Raw genomic sequence first — 13,819 nt, 5'->3', positions numbered from 1 at the left:
ATCGTGTCAAATCGTCGGCGTATCATTAGCGAAATATTCGTCGTCGACGTGTCTGACCAGGAGGAATGCTCTGCCTATTTGGAATTTGAACGGCAAGTCTGCTTCACAGGGAACAGTGAAGTCATCGTTATCGGAAGCGTGTTGACAGAAAATTGAAACAATGGCCGAATTTGTCTCAACCTCGTTGAGGAGTAAGGTCCGCGTTCGGGTTATCCGAACCACTTCTCAATTCGGCGGCCGAACCCCTTTGGCCCCTCCGGCCACGACTCAGCTTCGTGGGTGCTCGCTGTGCTCGTCGATCCACGTCCAGCCGGTTGGCATCGGCGCCCAAGCGGCGACCTCACGGCCGGACTTCGAACTGTCGGCGAGGACGATGACTGTTCCGGCTCGCTCGGCGATGAGCTCCTTCGTGCGGGCCTCGTCGAGACTCGGTTCGCCGAGTCCCTGCGTCGGATCGACAGCATCGGCGCCGAGGAAGGCGATGTCGACGTGGATGCGCGACAGCGCATGCTCGGACAGCGCACCGGTGGTGCCGTGGGACAGGGTCGAAACTTCGCCGCCGACCATGACCACCTTGGGGCCGGCGGGATGGGCCAGGGCCAACGCGATCTCGAGGCCGCGGGTGAACACGGTGAGCTCGCTGCGGTCCCTGATCCGCTCGGCCAGGCGCACGGTCGTCGAACCGGCGTCGAGGAAGACGGTGCGCACTCCGACCTCGTCGAGCCGCTCGAGTGCCGCTGCTGCGATGGCGTCCTTCGCCTCGGCCTGCTGTTCCATCCGCTCGCCCAACGGCGGTTCGACATAGCCGGCAGCGGCGGCGCCGCCGATGGTGCGGATGATCTCTCCGTCTGCGGCCAGCTCGCGCAGGTCGCGGCGAATAGTCGATTCCGAGGTCTCGAGTTCCCCGGCCAATCGGGGGATGCTCCATGAGCCGGTCTTGAGCAGACCGAGAATGGCGTCACGCCGCTTCTGGGTCCCCGATCGGATCGCCATCTGTCTCCCTCTCGTCGTTCGCACCTCCGACCGCAGCGGAATCGCCGCGGTCGGACATGCGTCTTAAGCCTACTTCGGCAGGTACTCCGCACGGATGCCGTCGACGAACGGTGCGTAGCCGATAGCAGCGCGGTAGGCCGAGCGCATGGTGCCCGCGTCGGCGATGCCCTGTCCGGCGATGTCGAAGGCAGTGCCGTGATCGACGGAGGTGCGCAGGATCGGCAGGCCGACGGTGACGGAGATGGTGCCGTCGAAGTCGAAGGTCTTCGACGCGATGTGCCCCTGATCGTGGTACTGCGAGAGGATGCCGTCATAGCGGCCGGTCAGTCCCTGGTGGAAGACGGAGTCGGCCGGGATCGGCCCGGCGACCTCGAAGGCGCCTGCGGCATTGACCTTCTTAACGGCCGGGCGGAGGATCTCGATCTCCTCGTCGCCGAAGGCGCCGTTCTCGCCACCGTGGGGGTTGAGAGCGGCGACGGCCAGTCTCGGCGAGGCGACGCCGTAGAGCTGGAGGGCACGATGGGCGCGTTCGATGGAGTCGACCTGAGTGTCCACGGTCAGGGCGTCGAGAGCCTTGCGCAGGGACATGTGGCGGGTGGCGAAGAAGATCTGGAGTTTGTGGTCGGGGACCTTCGTGTTCTCCACGACGAACATCGTGTCCTGCTTCGTCACTCCGGTCAGCTCACCGAGCATCTCGGTGTGCCCGAGGTGCTGCGAACCGGACTTCCATACGGCTTCCTTGTTGATGGGGCCGGTGACGATGCCGGCGACCTGCTGATCCATGGCCGCCTTGGTGGCGAGCTCGATCGCGGCCACCGAAGCCCTGCCGGCGCGGGCATCGACGACTCCCCAGTCAGGAAGGTCATCCCCGAGAACACCGATATCGAAGACGTCGATGACGCCTTCACCGGCTGACGGGGTCGACCAGTCGGAGATGGAGCGCAGTTCGACGTCGAGTCCGAGGACGTCGACGGCCCGTTTCATCACGGCCAGATCCGCCACAGCGATTCCATGCTGATCGTCTCTGCCGGCGAACTCCGCAAGCACCGTGGCGGTGATCTCCGGTCCGATTCCGACCGGGTCACCCACGGTCACTGCGAGTGCTGGTGCTGTCATTTCTGTCTCCTCAGATGGTTCGGATGGATGTCGGTGGGTTGGGTGCTGGGGTCGTCGTGCACGATTCAGTCTCGCCTGACGCGAGCAGTCGTCGACAGGAATTCGAGGCAGTCGACGGCGGTGCCGGTGTCACCGATGAGCCCGCCTTTCGTGACGATCGGCAGTCCGTCAGCGCTTCCGCCGACGAGGCGACCGCCCACGGCCAGAGGCACGATCTCCTTGTCGATCTCCATCCCCATCGCACCGAGCTCGCGCATCACCGTGGCGGTGACGTCCCCGCCGGTGGTGTAGAGGCCGGAGACCGGGATGGCGGACATGACCGCCGAGGCGATCAGTGCCAGGCGCCGTGTCGTCTCTTCGGATTCAGCGTCGGTGAGTTCGCGCAGGTCGCTGGTCTCGAGGACGGTGGCGATGATGATCGCCCGCGCCGAGGCGGTCCGATCGATGAGGCCGAGTGCGGCCTCGACATCGGGCAGTCCCGCGTCGTCCGAAGGTGCGCGCAGGACCGTGATCGTGGGGTCCTCGGCCACTGCTGCAAGCTGTGCACGGGTGACCTCAGTGGCCGATCCCGAAATGCCGAGCAGAATGCCGTCGGCGCGAGCCGGCAGCCGAGACTGAGTCAGGGCGAGGCTGCCGGGTCCGGGGTCGATGGTCACCCAGTCCAACCGCTCACCGTCGGCCAGACCTGCCCGGTCGCGGATGTCGGGGGAAGCCGCCTCCGCGAGCTCGTGGCTGATTTCAGCGATGACGGACCCGACGAGGTCGATGTGGTCGGTGGTCAGGGCATCGGCGATCAGCACGTCCGTTCCGTCGCCGATGGCGTCGAGTACGGCAGTGCGCACGGCACCCCGACCGGCCAGCACCGTGGCGATATCGATGAGGCGGCTGTCGAGATCCGTGCCGGCGGCAAGGATGTCCTCGATGACGGAGGTGCGCATGGGGGAGCGGACGTCATGGGCGAGCTCGGTGTGTTCGAGCAGTCGGCCGCCCAGCAGCTGTCGCCCCTGCACGGTGGTTCTGCCTGCGGCAGGGAACGCCGGCGCGCACAGGCCCAGCACGCGATGCGGCGGACCATCGGTCTCGGCGAGAGACCGTCTGCGGGCCGAGATGGCGGCGGCCGCGGCGGGCCCGACATTGCCGCGCAGGGTGGTGTCGATTCGGCATGCCACGAGGTCGACGGTCCCGGCGTTTTCGATGAGTTCGGCGTAGAGCTCGCTTGCCTGCTGCGTAGGCAGGTGCCGGGAATCGGTGTTGACGACGACCGCGTCGAAGTCATCGAGCAGTCCGCTGATGTCGACGCCGCCGGCCGGGCCGGTATCCGTGACGGTGATCGTCCGCAGCCCCGCCTCGGCGAACAGGGCTCCGCACGCATTTCCGCCGGTGAGATCGTCGGCGACGATGAGGATGCGTGGACTCGCCTGCGTCGTGGAGGCGGCTGCGGTCGTTTCGTAGTCGGACATGTGGGAGGCGCTCATACGACCAAGTCGAGCACGAACAGCAGCGGAAGGGAGCAGATCCACACGGCGGTGGTGATCCCCGACCAGCCCTTGATGGCATTGATTCCGTCGAGGCCGGCGAATCGGGTGACGACCCAGAAGTAGGAGTCGTTGAAGTAGGAGAAGACCATCGAACCGGCGGTGCAAGCCATCACGGCCACGAGCGGGTCGAGTCCCAGCGGGGCGATGAGCGGAGCCGTCACCGAGGCAGCGGTGATCATTGCGACCGTGCCCGACCCCTGCGCCAGGCGCACGAGCGAGGCGATGAGGAACGGGACGAGGAGGGCCGGCAGGCTGATCGAGGCGATCGCCTCGGCGAGGGCATCACCGACGCCCGATTCGCGCAGCACCAGCCCGAAGCTTCCCCCGGCACCGGTGATGAGCAGGATGAGTCCGGCCGAGGCGGCGCCGTCGGCCAGCCAGCTCTGCACCTGGTTGCGTGGGGTTACGCGAGGCAGCAGTGTGTAGACGGCGAGGACGAGGCCGATGATCAGAGCGACGACGGGGTTGCCGAGGAAGGCCAGAGGTGCGACCCAGGCCGAGGGCTCGTAGGCGTCTCCGGCGAGTTCGCCCTGAGCGTTCTTGTCGATCGCAGTGCTCACGGTGTTGGCGACGATGAGCAGGAGCGGGACGATGAGGGGAAGGAAGCCGAGGAAGGCGCCCGGCTTCTTGCCGGTGTTCGCTGTGGATCCGGTGTCGGCGGAGTCTCCGCCTTCGTCGGTGAAAACGCTGCCTCCGGCAGAACCGGATGCGGTTTCGGCGACCGCCTCGGTGTAGACGTCCTGCTTGACCTGGGCGTTGAGGACGGGTTCGAGCTTCGGTCCGATCCACCGAGCGTAGACGACGACCACGGGGAGGAGGATGACGGTGAAGACGAGTCCGGCGAGGATGACCGATCCGATGTCGGCGCCGAGGATGCCGGTGGCTGCCAGCGGACCGGGCGTCGGCGGCACCATATGGTGGGTCAGCGTCATTCCGCAGCCGAGAGCCAGGGCGAGGGTGACATAGCCGCCCTTCTTCACACGGGCGATCGAGCGGGCCAGCGGGTTCATGATGACGTATCCGGAGTCGCAGAAGACCGGGATGGAGACGAGGGAGCCGACGGTGCCCATCGCCCAGGGCTCACGGCCTTTGCCGAAGGCGCGCAGGAAGGCGCGGGCGAGGGAGTCGGCGGCACCGGAGACTTCGAGGATCTTGCCGATGCCGACACCGAGTCCGATGACGATGCCGATGCTGGCCAGAGTGTCGCCGAAGCCGGTGGTGATCGAGTCGATGATTGCCAGCAGGTCCTGGCCGGCGACGATGCCGGTGACGACGGCTGCCAGAAGCAGGGCGATGAAGGCGTCGAGTCGGGTCGCGAGCACGATGACGACGATCGTCGCGATTCCGGCGATCAGCGCCAGGATGAGTTGCAGGTCCATATGGTCCTCCGCAGTGAGGCCGGCTCAGAGAGCCAGGGTGTGTGGTTCGCATTGGCTTCGATCTGATGTGCGATGCCCGTTGGGCAGTCGACGATCAGCATCGAAGTTGAACAGTATGAGCAAGTATGTGTCATAACTGCGCATTTATGCAATGTCGAGTGTTGGTGCGTTCCTTCTGGTTCGGTGAATGCGCAGAGGGGCACGGTCCGGATAGGCTTCGTCACGAGGGCGCGGGACTGCGTCGCGGCGCTCTAACATCGAACCGTTCGAACTTCGCGCAGTCGGGCAGTGGGGAGGAGGCCGTCGGCGATGACATGGAGTACGCGTGAATTGGCGGATCTGGCCGGTACGACGGTCAAGACGGTGAGGCACTACCACGATCGCGGGTTGCTGGCCGAGCCGGTACGCGCCGCGAACGGCTACAAGCAGTACCGTGCCGAGCATCTTGTGCGGATGCTGCAGATCAGGCGACTGAGCGAACTCGGCTTCTCGCTCAGCCAGATCCGTGACTTCGAGCCCGGTCTCATGGCCGACGCTCGGGGTCGAAGTGGTCAGGGCGACGGTGCGGTCGCTCGCGACGGCGGGCGGGCCGAAGAGGTGGGAGAGATGCACTCGGCGTTGAGGGCACTGGATGCCGAGCTGGCAGCTGACATCTCTCGTCGGCAGCAGATGCGCGAGGACATCGCGGCCATTCTCGATCACGGCACTGCAATGGATCTGCCGAGCGGGTTCGGAGAGGTGCGGGGCACCCTCACAGAAGCAGATCGTGGACTGCTCCTCGTCTATTCCCAGGTCCTTGACGCGAAGTCGGTGGCGTCCCTGCGCGCGATGCTCGCCGAGGTGAACTCGACCGAGGCGTCGCGGGAGTTTCAATCGATCTCCCCGAATGCCTCCGCAGAAGTGAGAGACGGTCTGGCTCGACGATATGCTCCGCAGGTCAAGGCCATCGGCGAGAAGTACGGTTGGGCGGATCTCCTCGACGAAGTTCCGCGTCGGAAGCGCAGGCGGATGCAGCAGACGATCGGCGAGGCCATGGTCCGGCTCTACAATCGCGCCCAGATCGACGTGCTGGTGCGGGTCGAGGGGATCAATGGGACGGCGGGTGAGGATCGAGCACCGGCCGAATCCGAAGAAACTTCTGACTGAGCCCTTGACCCTGCCCTTAGGGCACAGTTTTAGCTGAGGGTGTCAAGCAGTTCGGAGCTCTACGGAAGGACCGAGTCATGCAACTCCAGATCGACACCTCAGTTCAATCGCCCAGCCGGGCCGACCGTCCCGGCTGGTCGGAGATGATCGTCGGCCTCATCGCCTATGTGCTCGCCTTCGGTGCGGTCTTCCTCATCCTCAAGATGATTCCGGATGGTCTCTCCGAGCTGGGCGGCGTCATTCAGCTTGCGCTGTCCGGGATCATGGGACTGGCCGCATTCGCTGCCGCCTATGTGATCAAGCGCCGCGGACTCGCCGCCTTCGGGCTGCGCAAGGCATCCTGGAAGTCGCTTCTCCTCGGCGCCGGGCTCGGCGTGGTCTGCTGGATCCTCGGCACGATCGTCTCGCTGATCGCCTATTCGGTCAACGGCGGAATTGAGAACGTGCAGGGCGATTATCAGGCTGCTGCCGCCGGGGGAGTGCTCGCGGTCATCGGCACCGTGATCATGGGCTCGATACTTACGCCTCTCGGCGAGGAGTTCTTCTTCCGTGGTGTGCTCACATCGGGGCTGCTGCGTTTCGGGCCGTGGGTCGGAATCATCGTCAGCGCGGCGATCTTCGCCCTCGCTCACGGAATCAACCCCGTCCTTCCCGTTGCGTTCATCGTCGGAATCATCAATGGGATTCTGTTCCACCGGACCGGATCGGTTTGGCCGGGAGTCGTCTCTCATGGCTTCAACAATGCCTGCGCGGCGTTCGTTCCCGTTGTTCTTGCCGCTTTCTTGGGCTGAAGGAGTGTCGTTACGAAGGCGGTGCCCCGGCCGGACTCGAGAGTCCGGCCGGGGCCGGGTGTCGGCGGAGGATCCTTACCGGCCTCCTTCTGATGTTGGACTGGTGCTCACCTGGGTGGGAGCTCAGGCGCGCGGATCGACGATGATCTTCACGTGTTGCTCGTTGTTGTTGATGAGTTCGTCGAACCCGCCCGAGACGAGGTCGTCCAGGCCGATGCGTGCGGTGATGAATGCGGAGAGATCGATGGTTCCGTCGGCGGCGAGTCGGATCGTCTCGGGGTGGTCACCGGAGTAGCCGATCGTCCCTCTGAGATCGATCTCTTTGAGGACCAGCTTCGGCATATCGACTTCGGGCTTATGCCCCCAGATGGAGACGTTGACGATGACGCCGCCGGGGCGGGTGGCGTCGATGAGCATGTCCAGAACCGCGGGAACGGACGAGCATTCGAATCCTACGTCGGCTCCTCGCCCATCCGTGCGCTCGCGAACGGCTTCTGCGACATCGGATTCTCGCGGATCGAGAACTTCATCGGCAACGCCAGTCGACAGTGCCATCTCCTTCCGCGCCTCAGAGAGTTCGGAAATGTAGACGGTCAGCCCCTTGGCTTTGAGGACGGCGGCGGTGAGGAGGCCGATCGGGCCCGCGCCGCCGACGACGGCGATCTGGCCGGCTCCAGCATCAGATCGCACAACTGCGTGGTGTGCGACTGACAACGGTTCGATCAGTGCAGCTTGATCGAGTGGAATGTCGCCGATGGGATGCACCCAGCGACGCTGGACGACGATCTTCTCCGATAGCCCGCCACCGCGGCCGCCGAGGCCGATGAAGTTCATATTCTCGGACAGCTGATAGCTCTGGCCGGGGCCGGTGTCGACGTCGTCGGCGATGATGTAGGGCTCGACGACGACGTTCTGACCGACCTCCAGATCGCTGACACCCTCACCGAGTTCGGTGATCGTGCCGGAGAACTCATGTCCCAAGGTCACCGGCGCGGATTCGCCGGAGATCGGGTGGGGGTGGCCCGCCGGTGGGACGAAGATCGGTCCTTCGAGGTATTCGTGAAGATCAGTTCCGCAGATCCCGCACCATGCCACGTCGATGGCTACTGTGCCCGGTTGCAGTTCGGGCTCTGGAATATCGTCGATCCGGATGTCTTTGCGTGAGTGGAACCGTGCTGCTCTCATGTCGAGTCCTTTCGTCAGGCCTATATGAGCCGTTCGGCGTTCTTCGACGCTAGGGCGCCTTCGCCATGAGAGCCAGGGTTGCATGGGATTGCACGTGAGGGGATTCACTGTTGATTTATACCCCTAGGGGGTATATATTCGAGTTATGGACAACCAGCAGAATCATCAGCATATGCGGCCTGCTGAAGCGGGCCATTCCGGGCATGTTGAGGCCATGGACCATACCGATCACGCTCACCACGACCACGACGCTCACGGCGGGCATTCCGGTCACGAGGGACATTCCGGACATTCGGGCCACGGCGGGCACGCAGGGCATGCGGGTCACGGCGATCACGTCGCGCAGTTCCGCCGCCTGTTCTGGATCATGCTCGTCGTCGCCGTGCCCGTCGTCGCATTCAGCCCGATGTTCGGCCACCTCGTCGGCTATGAGGTTCCCGAAACCGGCATCCTAGGTGCACTCCGATGGCTCGCGCCGATCCTCGGCACCGTCATGTATGTCTGGGGCGGCAAACCCTTCCTGACCGGCGGCCTCGACGAGATCAAGGGGCGCAGCCCCGGCATGATGCTGCTCATCGCACTGGCGATCACGGTCGCTTTCATCTCCTCCTGGGGCTCGTCGTTGGGTCTGCTCGACCCGCAGCTCGACTTCTGGTGGGAGCTGGCCCTGTTGGTCGTGATCATGCTCGCCGGTCACTGGATGGAGATGCGCTCACTGGCGCAGACCACCTCGGCGCTGGACAGCCTCGCCGCACTGCTGCCCGATGAGGCGGAGAAGATCGTCGATGGGGACACGGTGAGTATCGCTCCGGGCGAGCTTGTCGTCGGTGACATCGTCCTCGTCCGTCCCGGTTCCTCGGTTCCCGCGGACGGTCGGATCATCGACGGTTCGGCCCATATGGACGAATCCATGGTCACCGGAGAGTCCGCCACGGTCCGACGGGACGAAGGCGATGCCGTGGTGGCTGGCACCGTCGCCACGGATTCCGGGCTCCGGGTCGAGATCACCGCGATCGGTGATGACACAACGTTGGCGGGAATCCAGAAGCTGGTCTCCGATGCTCAGAACTCTTCGTCGCGTGCGCAGCGCATCGCCGACAAGGCCTCGGCGTGGCTGTTCTGGTTCGCTCTCGGCGCTGCCGTGATCACCGCGGTCGTCTGGTCGCTCATCGGTATGCCGGACTCGGCGGTCGTGCGCACGATCACTGTGCTCGTCATCGCCTGTCCTCACGCCCTGGGCCTGGCCATTCCTCTGGTCGTGTCCATCGCCACCGAGCGCGCCGCCCGTGTTGGTGTCCTCGTCAAGGACCGGCTCGCACTCGAGACGATGCGCACGGTCGATTCCGTGCTCTTCGACAAGACCGGCACCCTGACGAAAGGTGAGCCGACGGTCATCGGCATCGAGGCCGTACCGACCGACGGGACCGCGCGGACCGAGGATGAGTTGCTCGGTCTGGCCGCCGCAGTCGAAGCCGACAGTGAACACCCGTTGGCCACCGCCATCGTCAAGGCAGCCGCTGAGCGAGGGATCGACGTGCCGAGTGCATCCGACTTCTCCTCGTCTCCTGCGGTCGGCGTCAGAGCCGTCATCGCGGGCGAGACGGTCGAGGTCGGCGGACCCAGGCTGCTTGAGGCGAATGATGTCCCCGAGGCGAAGGCCGCGGAGGCCTGGCGCGCTGAAGGCGCCATCATCCTCCATGTGCTCGTCGACGGAGCCGTTGTGGGTGCACTGCGGTTGGCCGACGAGATCCGCCCGGAGTCTCGCGAGGCCGTCGATGCGCTTCATGCCATCGGTGCGCAGATCGTGATGATCACCGGAGACGCCGAGGCGGTTGCTCAGTCCGTTGCCTCCGAGCTCGGCATCGACCGTGTCTTTGCCGGTGTCCATCCCGCTGACAAGGCGGCGAAGGTCTCCGAATTGCAGGGGGAGGGCCGTCGCGTGGCGATGGTCGGTGACGGGGTCAACGATGCGCCCGCTCTGGCGCAGGCCGATGTCGGCATCGCCATCGGCGCCGGAACCGATGTGGCCATCGGTTCTGCCGGAGTCATCCTCGCCTCCGATGATCCGCGTTCAGTGCTCTCGATCGTCGAGCTCTCTCGCGCGACCTACCGGAAGATGAAGCAGAACCTGTGGTGGGCGGCCGGATACAATCTGCTGTCGGTGCCGTTGGCGGCAGGAATCCTCGCTCCCATCGGGTTCGTTCTGCCGATGAGCGTGGGCGCGATCCTGATGTCGATCTCGACGATCGTCGTCGCACTCAACGCTCAGCTGCTGCGCCGACTCGACCTTCATCCGCAGGCGGCTGTCGAGCGAGTGCATTCCAAGAGCTGATCTCGGCGGAGGCGACTGAGGCGGGTGATGACGTTGAGCATCACCCGCATCAGCGCGTTCTGGCCGGTGGAGCTATTCGCACCGGCGGAGTGTCAGCGTGCCAGCGTCTCGTCGATGGAGCTGGTTCCGGTGGCCAGAGTGACCTGCGTGCCCCACGGGTCGACGACGCGGACCGAACGTCCGTCATCGGCGAAATCGAGGTTGTGCGCACGCAGGCGAGCGACCAGTGCATCGAGGTCTTCGCGCCCGGGAACGGTGATCGCCACATCCCCGAGGCCGAGGCTGGCCGCCCGCGGACCGGCACCGCGGCTGTTCCAGGTGTTCATGGCCACGTGGTGGTGGTATCCGCCGGCCGCTGCGAAGAGGACTCCGGGCATCGACGACAGTGACGGTTCGAATCCGAGGGCGTCGACGTAGAACTCGCGGGCCTGCGGGATGTTGCCGACCTGCAGGTGGACGTGGCCGACGATGCCGGGCTCGGCGGCAGTGTCCGCGAGGACGTCCTGGTTGAGGTGGCGCTCGAGGAAGCGGTTCGGGTCGAGGTAGAGCGTATCCATCTGGACCTCACCGTCGAGTGAGTGAGTCCATTCCGAGCGGGCTCGGTCGATGTAGAGCTCGATGCCGTTGCCTTCGGGGTCGGTGAAGTAGAAGGCCTGGCTGACCAGGTGATCGCTGGAGCCGACGAAGGTGCTGTTGGTGTTCTGCGCGGCGTGGGCGACCGTGGCTGCCAGGGCTTCCTTGGTGTCGAACAGGAACGCGGTATGGAAGAGCCCGGCCTGCTTGGGGTCGACGCCGGGCAGGTCCGGGGTAGCCACGAGTTTGACCAGGGGTGTGGTGCCGCGGCCGAGCACGCGGTGGACCTCGCCGTCGCGGGTGGTCTCCTCGAGGGGCTCCATGGCGAGGGCGTTCGAGTAGTAGTTCGACATCTTCTCGAGATCGCCGACGAGCAGAGTCACGGCGTCCATTCCGGTGGCGGCACTGAGTCGCTTCTCATTGACGGCGGGAGTCTGCCGGTCGATGGAGGTCGGTGCCTGGATGGGGGTGGTGGTCATGCTGTTCTCCTGAACGGATCGGCTGTTGGTATCAGTGTAGATCAATCTAGTTTAAAGTTCAACTAGATAGGTGATGGATCTATTCCCGTTTCGCGCCGAGGTGATCCGAATCCCAACGGAGCACCACGCTCTATGCAATCGAGGCGATGCGGTACCAGCACGCGTCCGCCGATAGGCTGGTGCCATGAGGTTCGATTCGAAGTCCGCCCCTGCTCTCGCCGGGCTCCTGATCGCCGCACTCATCGCCCTCAGCGGCTGCGGCTCCGATTCCGGCTCATCGTCGGAACCCGAAACGACGCCGACGGCGACTCTGGATGTCGTGGAGCAGGGCTTCGATTCCCTCGGCGAGCTCTCGGATTATGTGGCGCAGTCCTTGGACGGCGTCGAGGTGAGTCTCGAATCGGAGACGAACCCCGACTTCAACCAGGAGACCGAACCCGAACGCCTTCATGTCCACTTCGCCTCGACCGAGGACAGAGTCAAAGACTTGGAAGCCACGGCGTTCATCGTCCAGGCGACGTCACGGGCAGGTTTCGACTATGACATCCTCGTGGTCACCGGAATCGTGTCGGCAGGGGAGTGGACATACCTCTACGACCGGTCGACTGTCGAAGAACTCACCGCCGATGGTCAGATCGATGTTGCCGACATCTGGGACTCAGCCGAACAAAGCTTCGACACCATTCACCGCTGAGTCTCTGCCGACCTACTTCTCGACGGCGACGCCGTCGGCATCGGCGAAGACCATCGCTCCCGGGCGGATCGTCGCGCCGCCGATCTCCACGGTCACGTCGATCTCGCCGGCACCGTCTTTCGCGCTCTTGCGCGGGTTGCTGGCCAGAGCCTTGATGCCGAACTCCATCTCGGCCAGAGCCTCACGGTCACGGACGGCACCGTTGATGACGACACCGTTCCAGCCGTTTCGAACTCCTGCCTCGGCGATCATGTCACCCATGAGGGCGGTGGCGATCGATCCGTCACCGTCGATGACGAGCACGGCGCCGTCGCCGGGCTGGTTGAGGGTCTGCTTGACCAGTCCGTTGTCCTGGAAGCAGCGGATGGTGCGAGCCGGTCCGGAGAATGCCGTTTTGGCTCCGAAGTCGCCGAAGTTCAGGGCGATCGAATAGAGTTCGTCGCCGCGTTCGTCCCACAGGTCTGCTGTCGAAACTGTCATCTGTGTGCCTTCCGTTGGGGGTGGGAGCTGAGTGGTGCTCAGGCAAACGCCTGGGCACGGGCGTAGAGTCCGGGGACTCCCCCGGAATGGATGAAGACTACCTCGTCCTCGGGAGAGAAACGGCCGGAGCTGATGAGGTCGATGAGGCCGGCCGCTGCCTTGCCGGTGTAGACCGGGTCGAGGACGATGCCCTCGGTGCGGGCGAAGAGACGCACGGCCTCGACCATCTCGGGAGTCGGCAGAGCGTATCCCGTCCCGACATAGTCGCCGAGTCCCACTGTGGCGTCGCGAGGGACCGGGGGCAGATCGAGGAAGTGCGCCGTGGAATCGACCAGGTCGACGATCTTCGGCTCCTGCTCCGCCTGTGTCCGGCTGACGTTGATGCCGATGACCGGAGCATCGCTTCCTGCACTGTGGAGGCCGACGACGAGTCCGGCCTGCATTCCGGCCGAACCGCTGGGAGTGACGATCGTGGGCGAATCCAGTCCCGCCTCGGCGAATTGGTCGAGCATCTCAACGGCACAGTCGATGTACCCGAGCGCACCGATCGGGTTCGACCCGCCCACCGGGATGACGTAAGGCTTCCTGCCCTCGCCGCGCAGCTTCTCAGCCAGTTCTTCAGCCTCGCCGAGGAGGTCGGCCCCGTGGCCGAGCACCGTGACCGAATCCGCGCCGAGGAGGTCGAAGAGCAGGAAGTTTCCCGTGTACTCCGGCGGGTTCGACCCTGTCGGTCCGAGGGCGCTGCCTTCAGGTCCGAGGTCCTCTTCGACGATCAGGTGACAGTCGAGGCCCTCGACTCGTGCAGCGGACAAGGTCAGTCGACAGTGATTGGACTGCACCCCGCCGATGGTGATGAGCGTGTCCGCGCCCTGATTCCGGGCGTCGGCGATGAGGAACTCGAGTTTGCGCGTCTTATTCCCGCCCTGAGTCAGTCCCAGCTGGTCATCGCGTTTGATCCAGATCTGCGGTCCGCCGAGTTCGGCGGGCAGGCTCCGCAGATGTTGGAGAGGCGTCGGCCCCGCGGTGTAGCGGCGGCGCGGGACTTCATTCAGGGCGACCATGGTTCCCGAGTCTACCGAGCTGGTCAGCCGTGCTGACAAGACGCCGACCAGA

At 64.8% G+C, this 13,819-nt stretch carries 12 protein-coding genes; 4 read left to right on the top strand and 8 right to left on the bottom strand.

Annotation, left to right across the window (positions count from 1 at the left end):
* Positions 1-267: 267 nt before the first annotated feature.
* From AC2W7L_RS07300 to AC2W7L_RS07285, 4 genes are all read right to left on the bottom strand, one after another.
* A complete protein-coding gene (locus AC2W7L_RS07300) occupies positions 268-993 on the bottom strand; it encodes a DeoR/GlpR family DNA-binding transcription regulator (RefSeq protein WP_486003912.1) in 726 nt (241 codons plus the stop codon).
* A 69-nt stretch (positions 994-1,062) separates the two neighbouring features.
* A complete protein-coding gene (gene pdxA / locus AC2W7L_RS07295) occupies positions 1,063-2,109 on the bottom strand; it encodes a 4-hydroxythreonine-4-phosphate dehydrogenase PdxA (protein ID WP_025777715.1) in 1,047 nt (348 codons plus the stop codon).
* 65 nt (positions 2,110-2,174) lie between these two features.
* Positions 2,175-3,584: a four-carbon acid sugar kinase family protein gene (locus AC2W7L_RS07290; protein ID WP_486003911.1), complete on the bottom strand. Its 1,410-nt coding sequence runs from the start codon at positions 3,582-3,584 to the stop codon at positions 2,175-2,177.
* Positions 3,581-5,026, bottom strand: coding sequence for a GntP family permease (locus AC2W7L_RS07285; protein WP_486003910.1), 1,446 nt, complete (start codon positions 5,024-5,026; stop codon positions 3,581-3,583). The genes AC2W7L_RS07290 and AC2W7L_RS07285 overlap by 4 nt, the downstream gene beginning before the upstream one ends.
* Positions 5,027-5,335: 309 nt before the next feature.
* Between AC2W7L_RS07285 and AC2W7L_RS07280 the strand changes: the two genes are divergently transcribed.
* Positions 5,336-6,172, top strand: a complete 837-nt coding sequence (locus tag AC2W7L_RS07280) for a MerR family transcriptional regulator (RefSeq protein ID WP_486003909.1) — start codon at positions 5,336-5,338, stop codon at positions 6,170-6,172.
* A gap of 77 nt (positions 6,173-6,249) precedes the next feature.
* On the top strand, positions 6,250-6,963 hold the full coding sequence (locus AC2W7L_RS07275) for a CPBP family intramembrane glutamic endopeptidase (RefSeq protein WP_486003908.1): 714 nt from the start codon (positions 6,250-6,252) through the stop codon (positions 6,961-6,963).
* Positions 6,964-7,086: 123 nt separating this feature from the next.
* On the opposite strand, the gene AC2W7L_RS07270 is transcribed toward AC2W7L_RS07275, so the two are convergent.
* Positions 7,087-8,148 carry a 2,3-butanediol dehydrogenase gene (locus AC2W7L_RS07270; protein WP_486003907.1) on the bottom strand — a complete coding sequence of 354 codons (1,062 nt, stop codon included), beginning with the start codon at positions 8,146-8,148 and terminating at the stop codon, positions 7,087-7,089.
* Positions 8,149-8,320: 172 nt separating this feature from the next.
* On the opposite strand from AC2W7L_RS07270, the gene AC2W7L_RS07265 reads away from it, so the two are divergent.
* Positions 8,321-10,480, top strand: coding sequence for a heavy metal translocating P-type ATPase (locus tag AC2W7L_RS07265; protein WP_486003906.1), 2,160 nt, complete (start codon positions 8,321-8,323; stop codon positions 10,478-10,480).
* 92 nt (positions 10,481-10,572) lie between these two features.
* Here the strand turns inward: AC2W7L_RS07265 and AC2W7L_RS07260 are convergent, their stop codons facing one another.
* Positions 10,573-11,532, bottom strand: a complete 960-nt coding sequence (locus AC2W7L_RS07260) for a VOC family protein (RefSeq protein WP_486003905.1) — start codon at positions 11,530-11,532, stop codon at positions 10,573-10,575.
* A 184-nt stretch (positions 11,533-11,716) separates the two neighbouring features.
* On the opposite strand from AC2W7L_RS07260, the gene AC2W7L_RS07255 reads away from it, so the two are divergent.
* Positions 11,717-12,226 carry a hypothetical protein gene (locus AC2W7L_RS07255; protein WP_486003904.1) on the top strand — a complete coding sequence of 170 codons (510 nt, stop codon included), beginning with the start codon at positions 11,717-11,719 and terminating at the stop codon, positions 12,224-12,226.
* A 12-nt stretch (positions 12,227-12,238) separates the two neighbouring features.
* Here the strand turns inward: AC2W7L_RS07255 and rraA are convergent, their stop codons facing one another.
* Both rraA and AC2W7L_RS07245 read right to left on the bottom strand, forming a co-directional pair.
* Entirely contained in the window at positions 12,239-12,706 is a 468-nt protein-coding gene (rraA, locus tag AC2W7L_RS07250) for a ribonuclease E activity regulator RraA (protein WP_486003903.1), read from the bottom strand.
* A gap of 38 nt (positions 12,707-12,744) precedes the next feature.
* The gene (locus tag AC2W7L_RS07245) at positions 12,745-13,767 is read right to left on the bottom strand and encodes a D-cysteine desulfhydrase family protein (RefSeq protein ID WP_486003902.1); all 1,023 of its coding nucleotides are present in this window, start codon (positions 13,765-13,767) and stop codon (positions 12,745-12,747) included.
* Positions 13,768-13,819: the final 52 nt, after the last annotated feature.

This window comes from Brevibacterium sp. LAARM3_SD1 (assembly GCF_057364765.1).
This window is presented reverse-complemented; position numbering and strand designations above follow the sequence as displayed.

Excerpts from the sequence above, each read along its gene's own strand:
- AC2W7L_RS07300 (WP_486003912.1), bottom strand. The coding sequence starts at position 993 with ATGGCGATCCGATCGGGGACCCAGAAGCGGCGTGACGCCATTCTCGGT.
- pdxA (WP_025777715.1), bottom strand. The coding sequence starts at position 2,109 with ATGACAGCACCAGCACTCGCAGTGACCGTGGGTGACCCGGTCGGAATC.
- AC2W7L_RS07290 (WP_486003911.1), bottom strand. The coding sequence starts at position 3,584 with ATGAGCGCCTCCCACATGTCCGACTACGAAACGACCGCAGCCGCCTCC.
- AC2W7L_RS07285 (WP_486003910.1), bottom strand. The coding sequence starts at position 5,026 with ATGGACCTGCAACTCATCCTGGCGCTGATCGCCGGAATCGCGACGATC.
- AC2W7L_RS07280 (WP_486003909.1), top strand. The coding sequence starts at position 5,336 with ATGACATGGAGTACGCGTGAATTGGCGGATCTGGCCGGTACGACGGTC.
- AC2W7L_RS07275 (WP_486003908.1), top strand. The coding sequence starts at position 6,250 with ATGCAACTCCAGATCGACACCTCAGTTCAATCGCCCAGCCGGGCCGAC.
- AC2W7L_RS07270 (WP_486003907.1), bottom strand. The coding sequence starts at position 8,148 with ATGAGAGCAGCACGGTTCCACTCACGCAAAGACATCCGGATCGACGAT.
- AC2W7L_RS07265 (WP_486003906.1), top strand. The coding sequence starts at position 8,321 with ATGCGGCCTGCTGAAGCGGGCCATTCCGGGCATGTTGAGGCCATGGAC.
- AC2W7L_RS07260 (WP_486003905.1), bottom strand. The coding sequence starts at position 11,532 with ATGACCACCACCCCCATCCAGGCACCGACCTCCATCGACCGGCAGACT.
- AC2W7L_RS07255 (WP_486003904.1), top strand. The coding sequence starts at position 11,717 with ATGAGGTTCGATTCGAAGTCCGCCCCTGCTCTCGCCGGGCTCCTGATC.
- rraA (WP_486003903.1), bottom strand. The coding sequence starts at position 12,706 with ATGACAGTTTCGACAGCAGACCTGTGGGACGAACGCGGCGACGAACTC.
- AC2W7L_RS07245 (WP_486003902.1), bottom strand. The coding sequence starts at position 13,767 with ATGGTCGCCCTGAATGAAGTCCCGCGCCGCCGCTACACCGCGGGGCCG.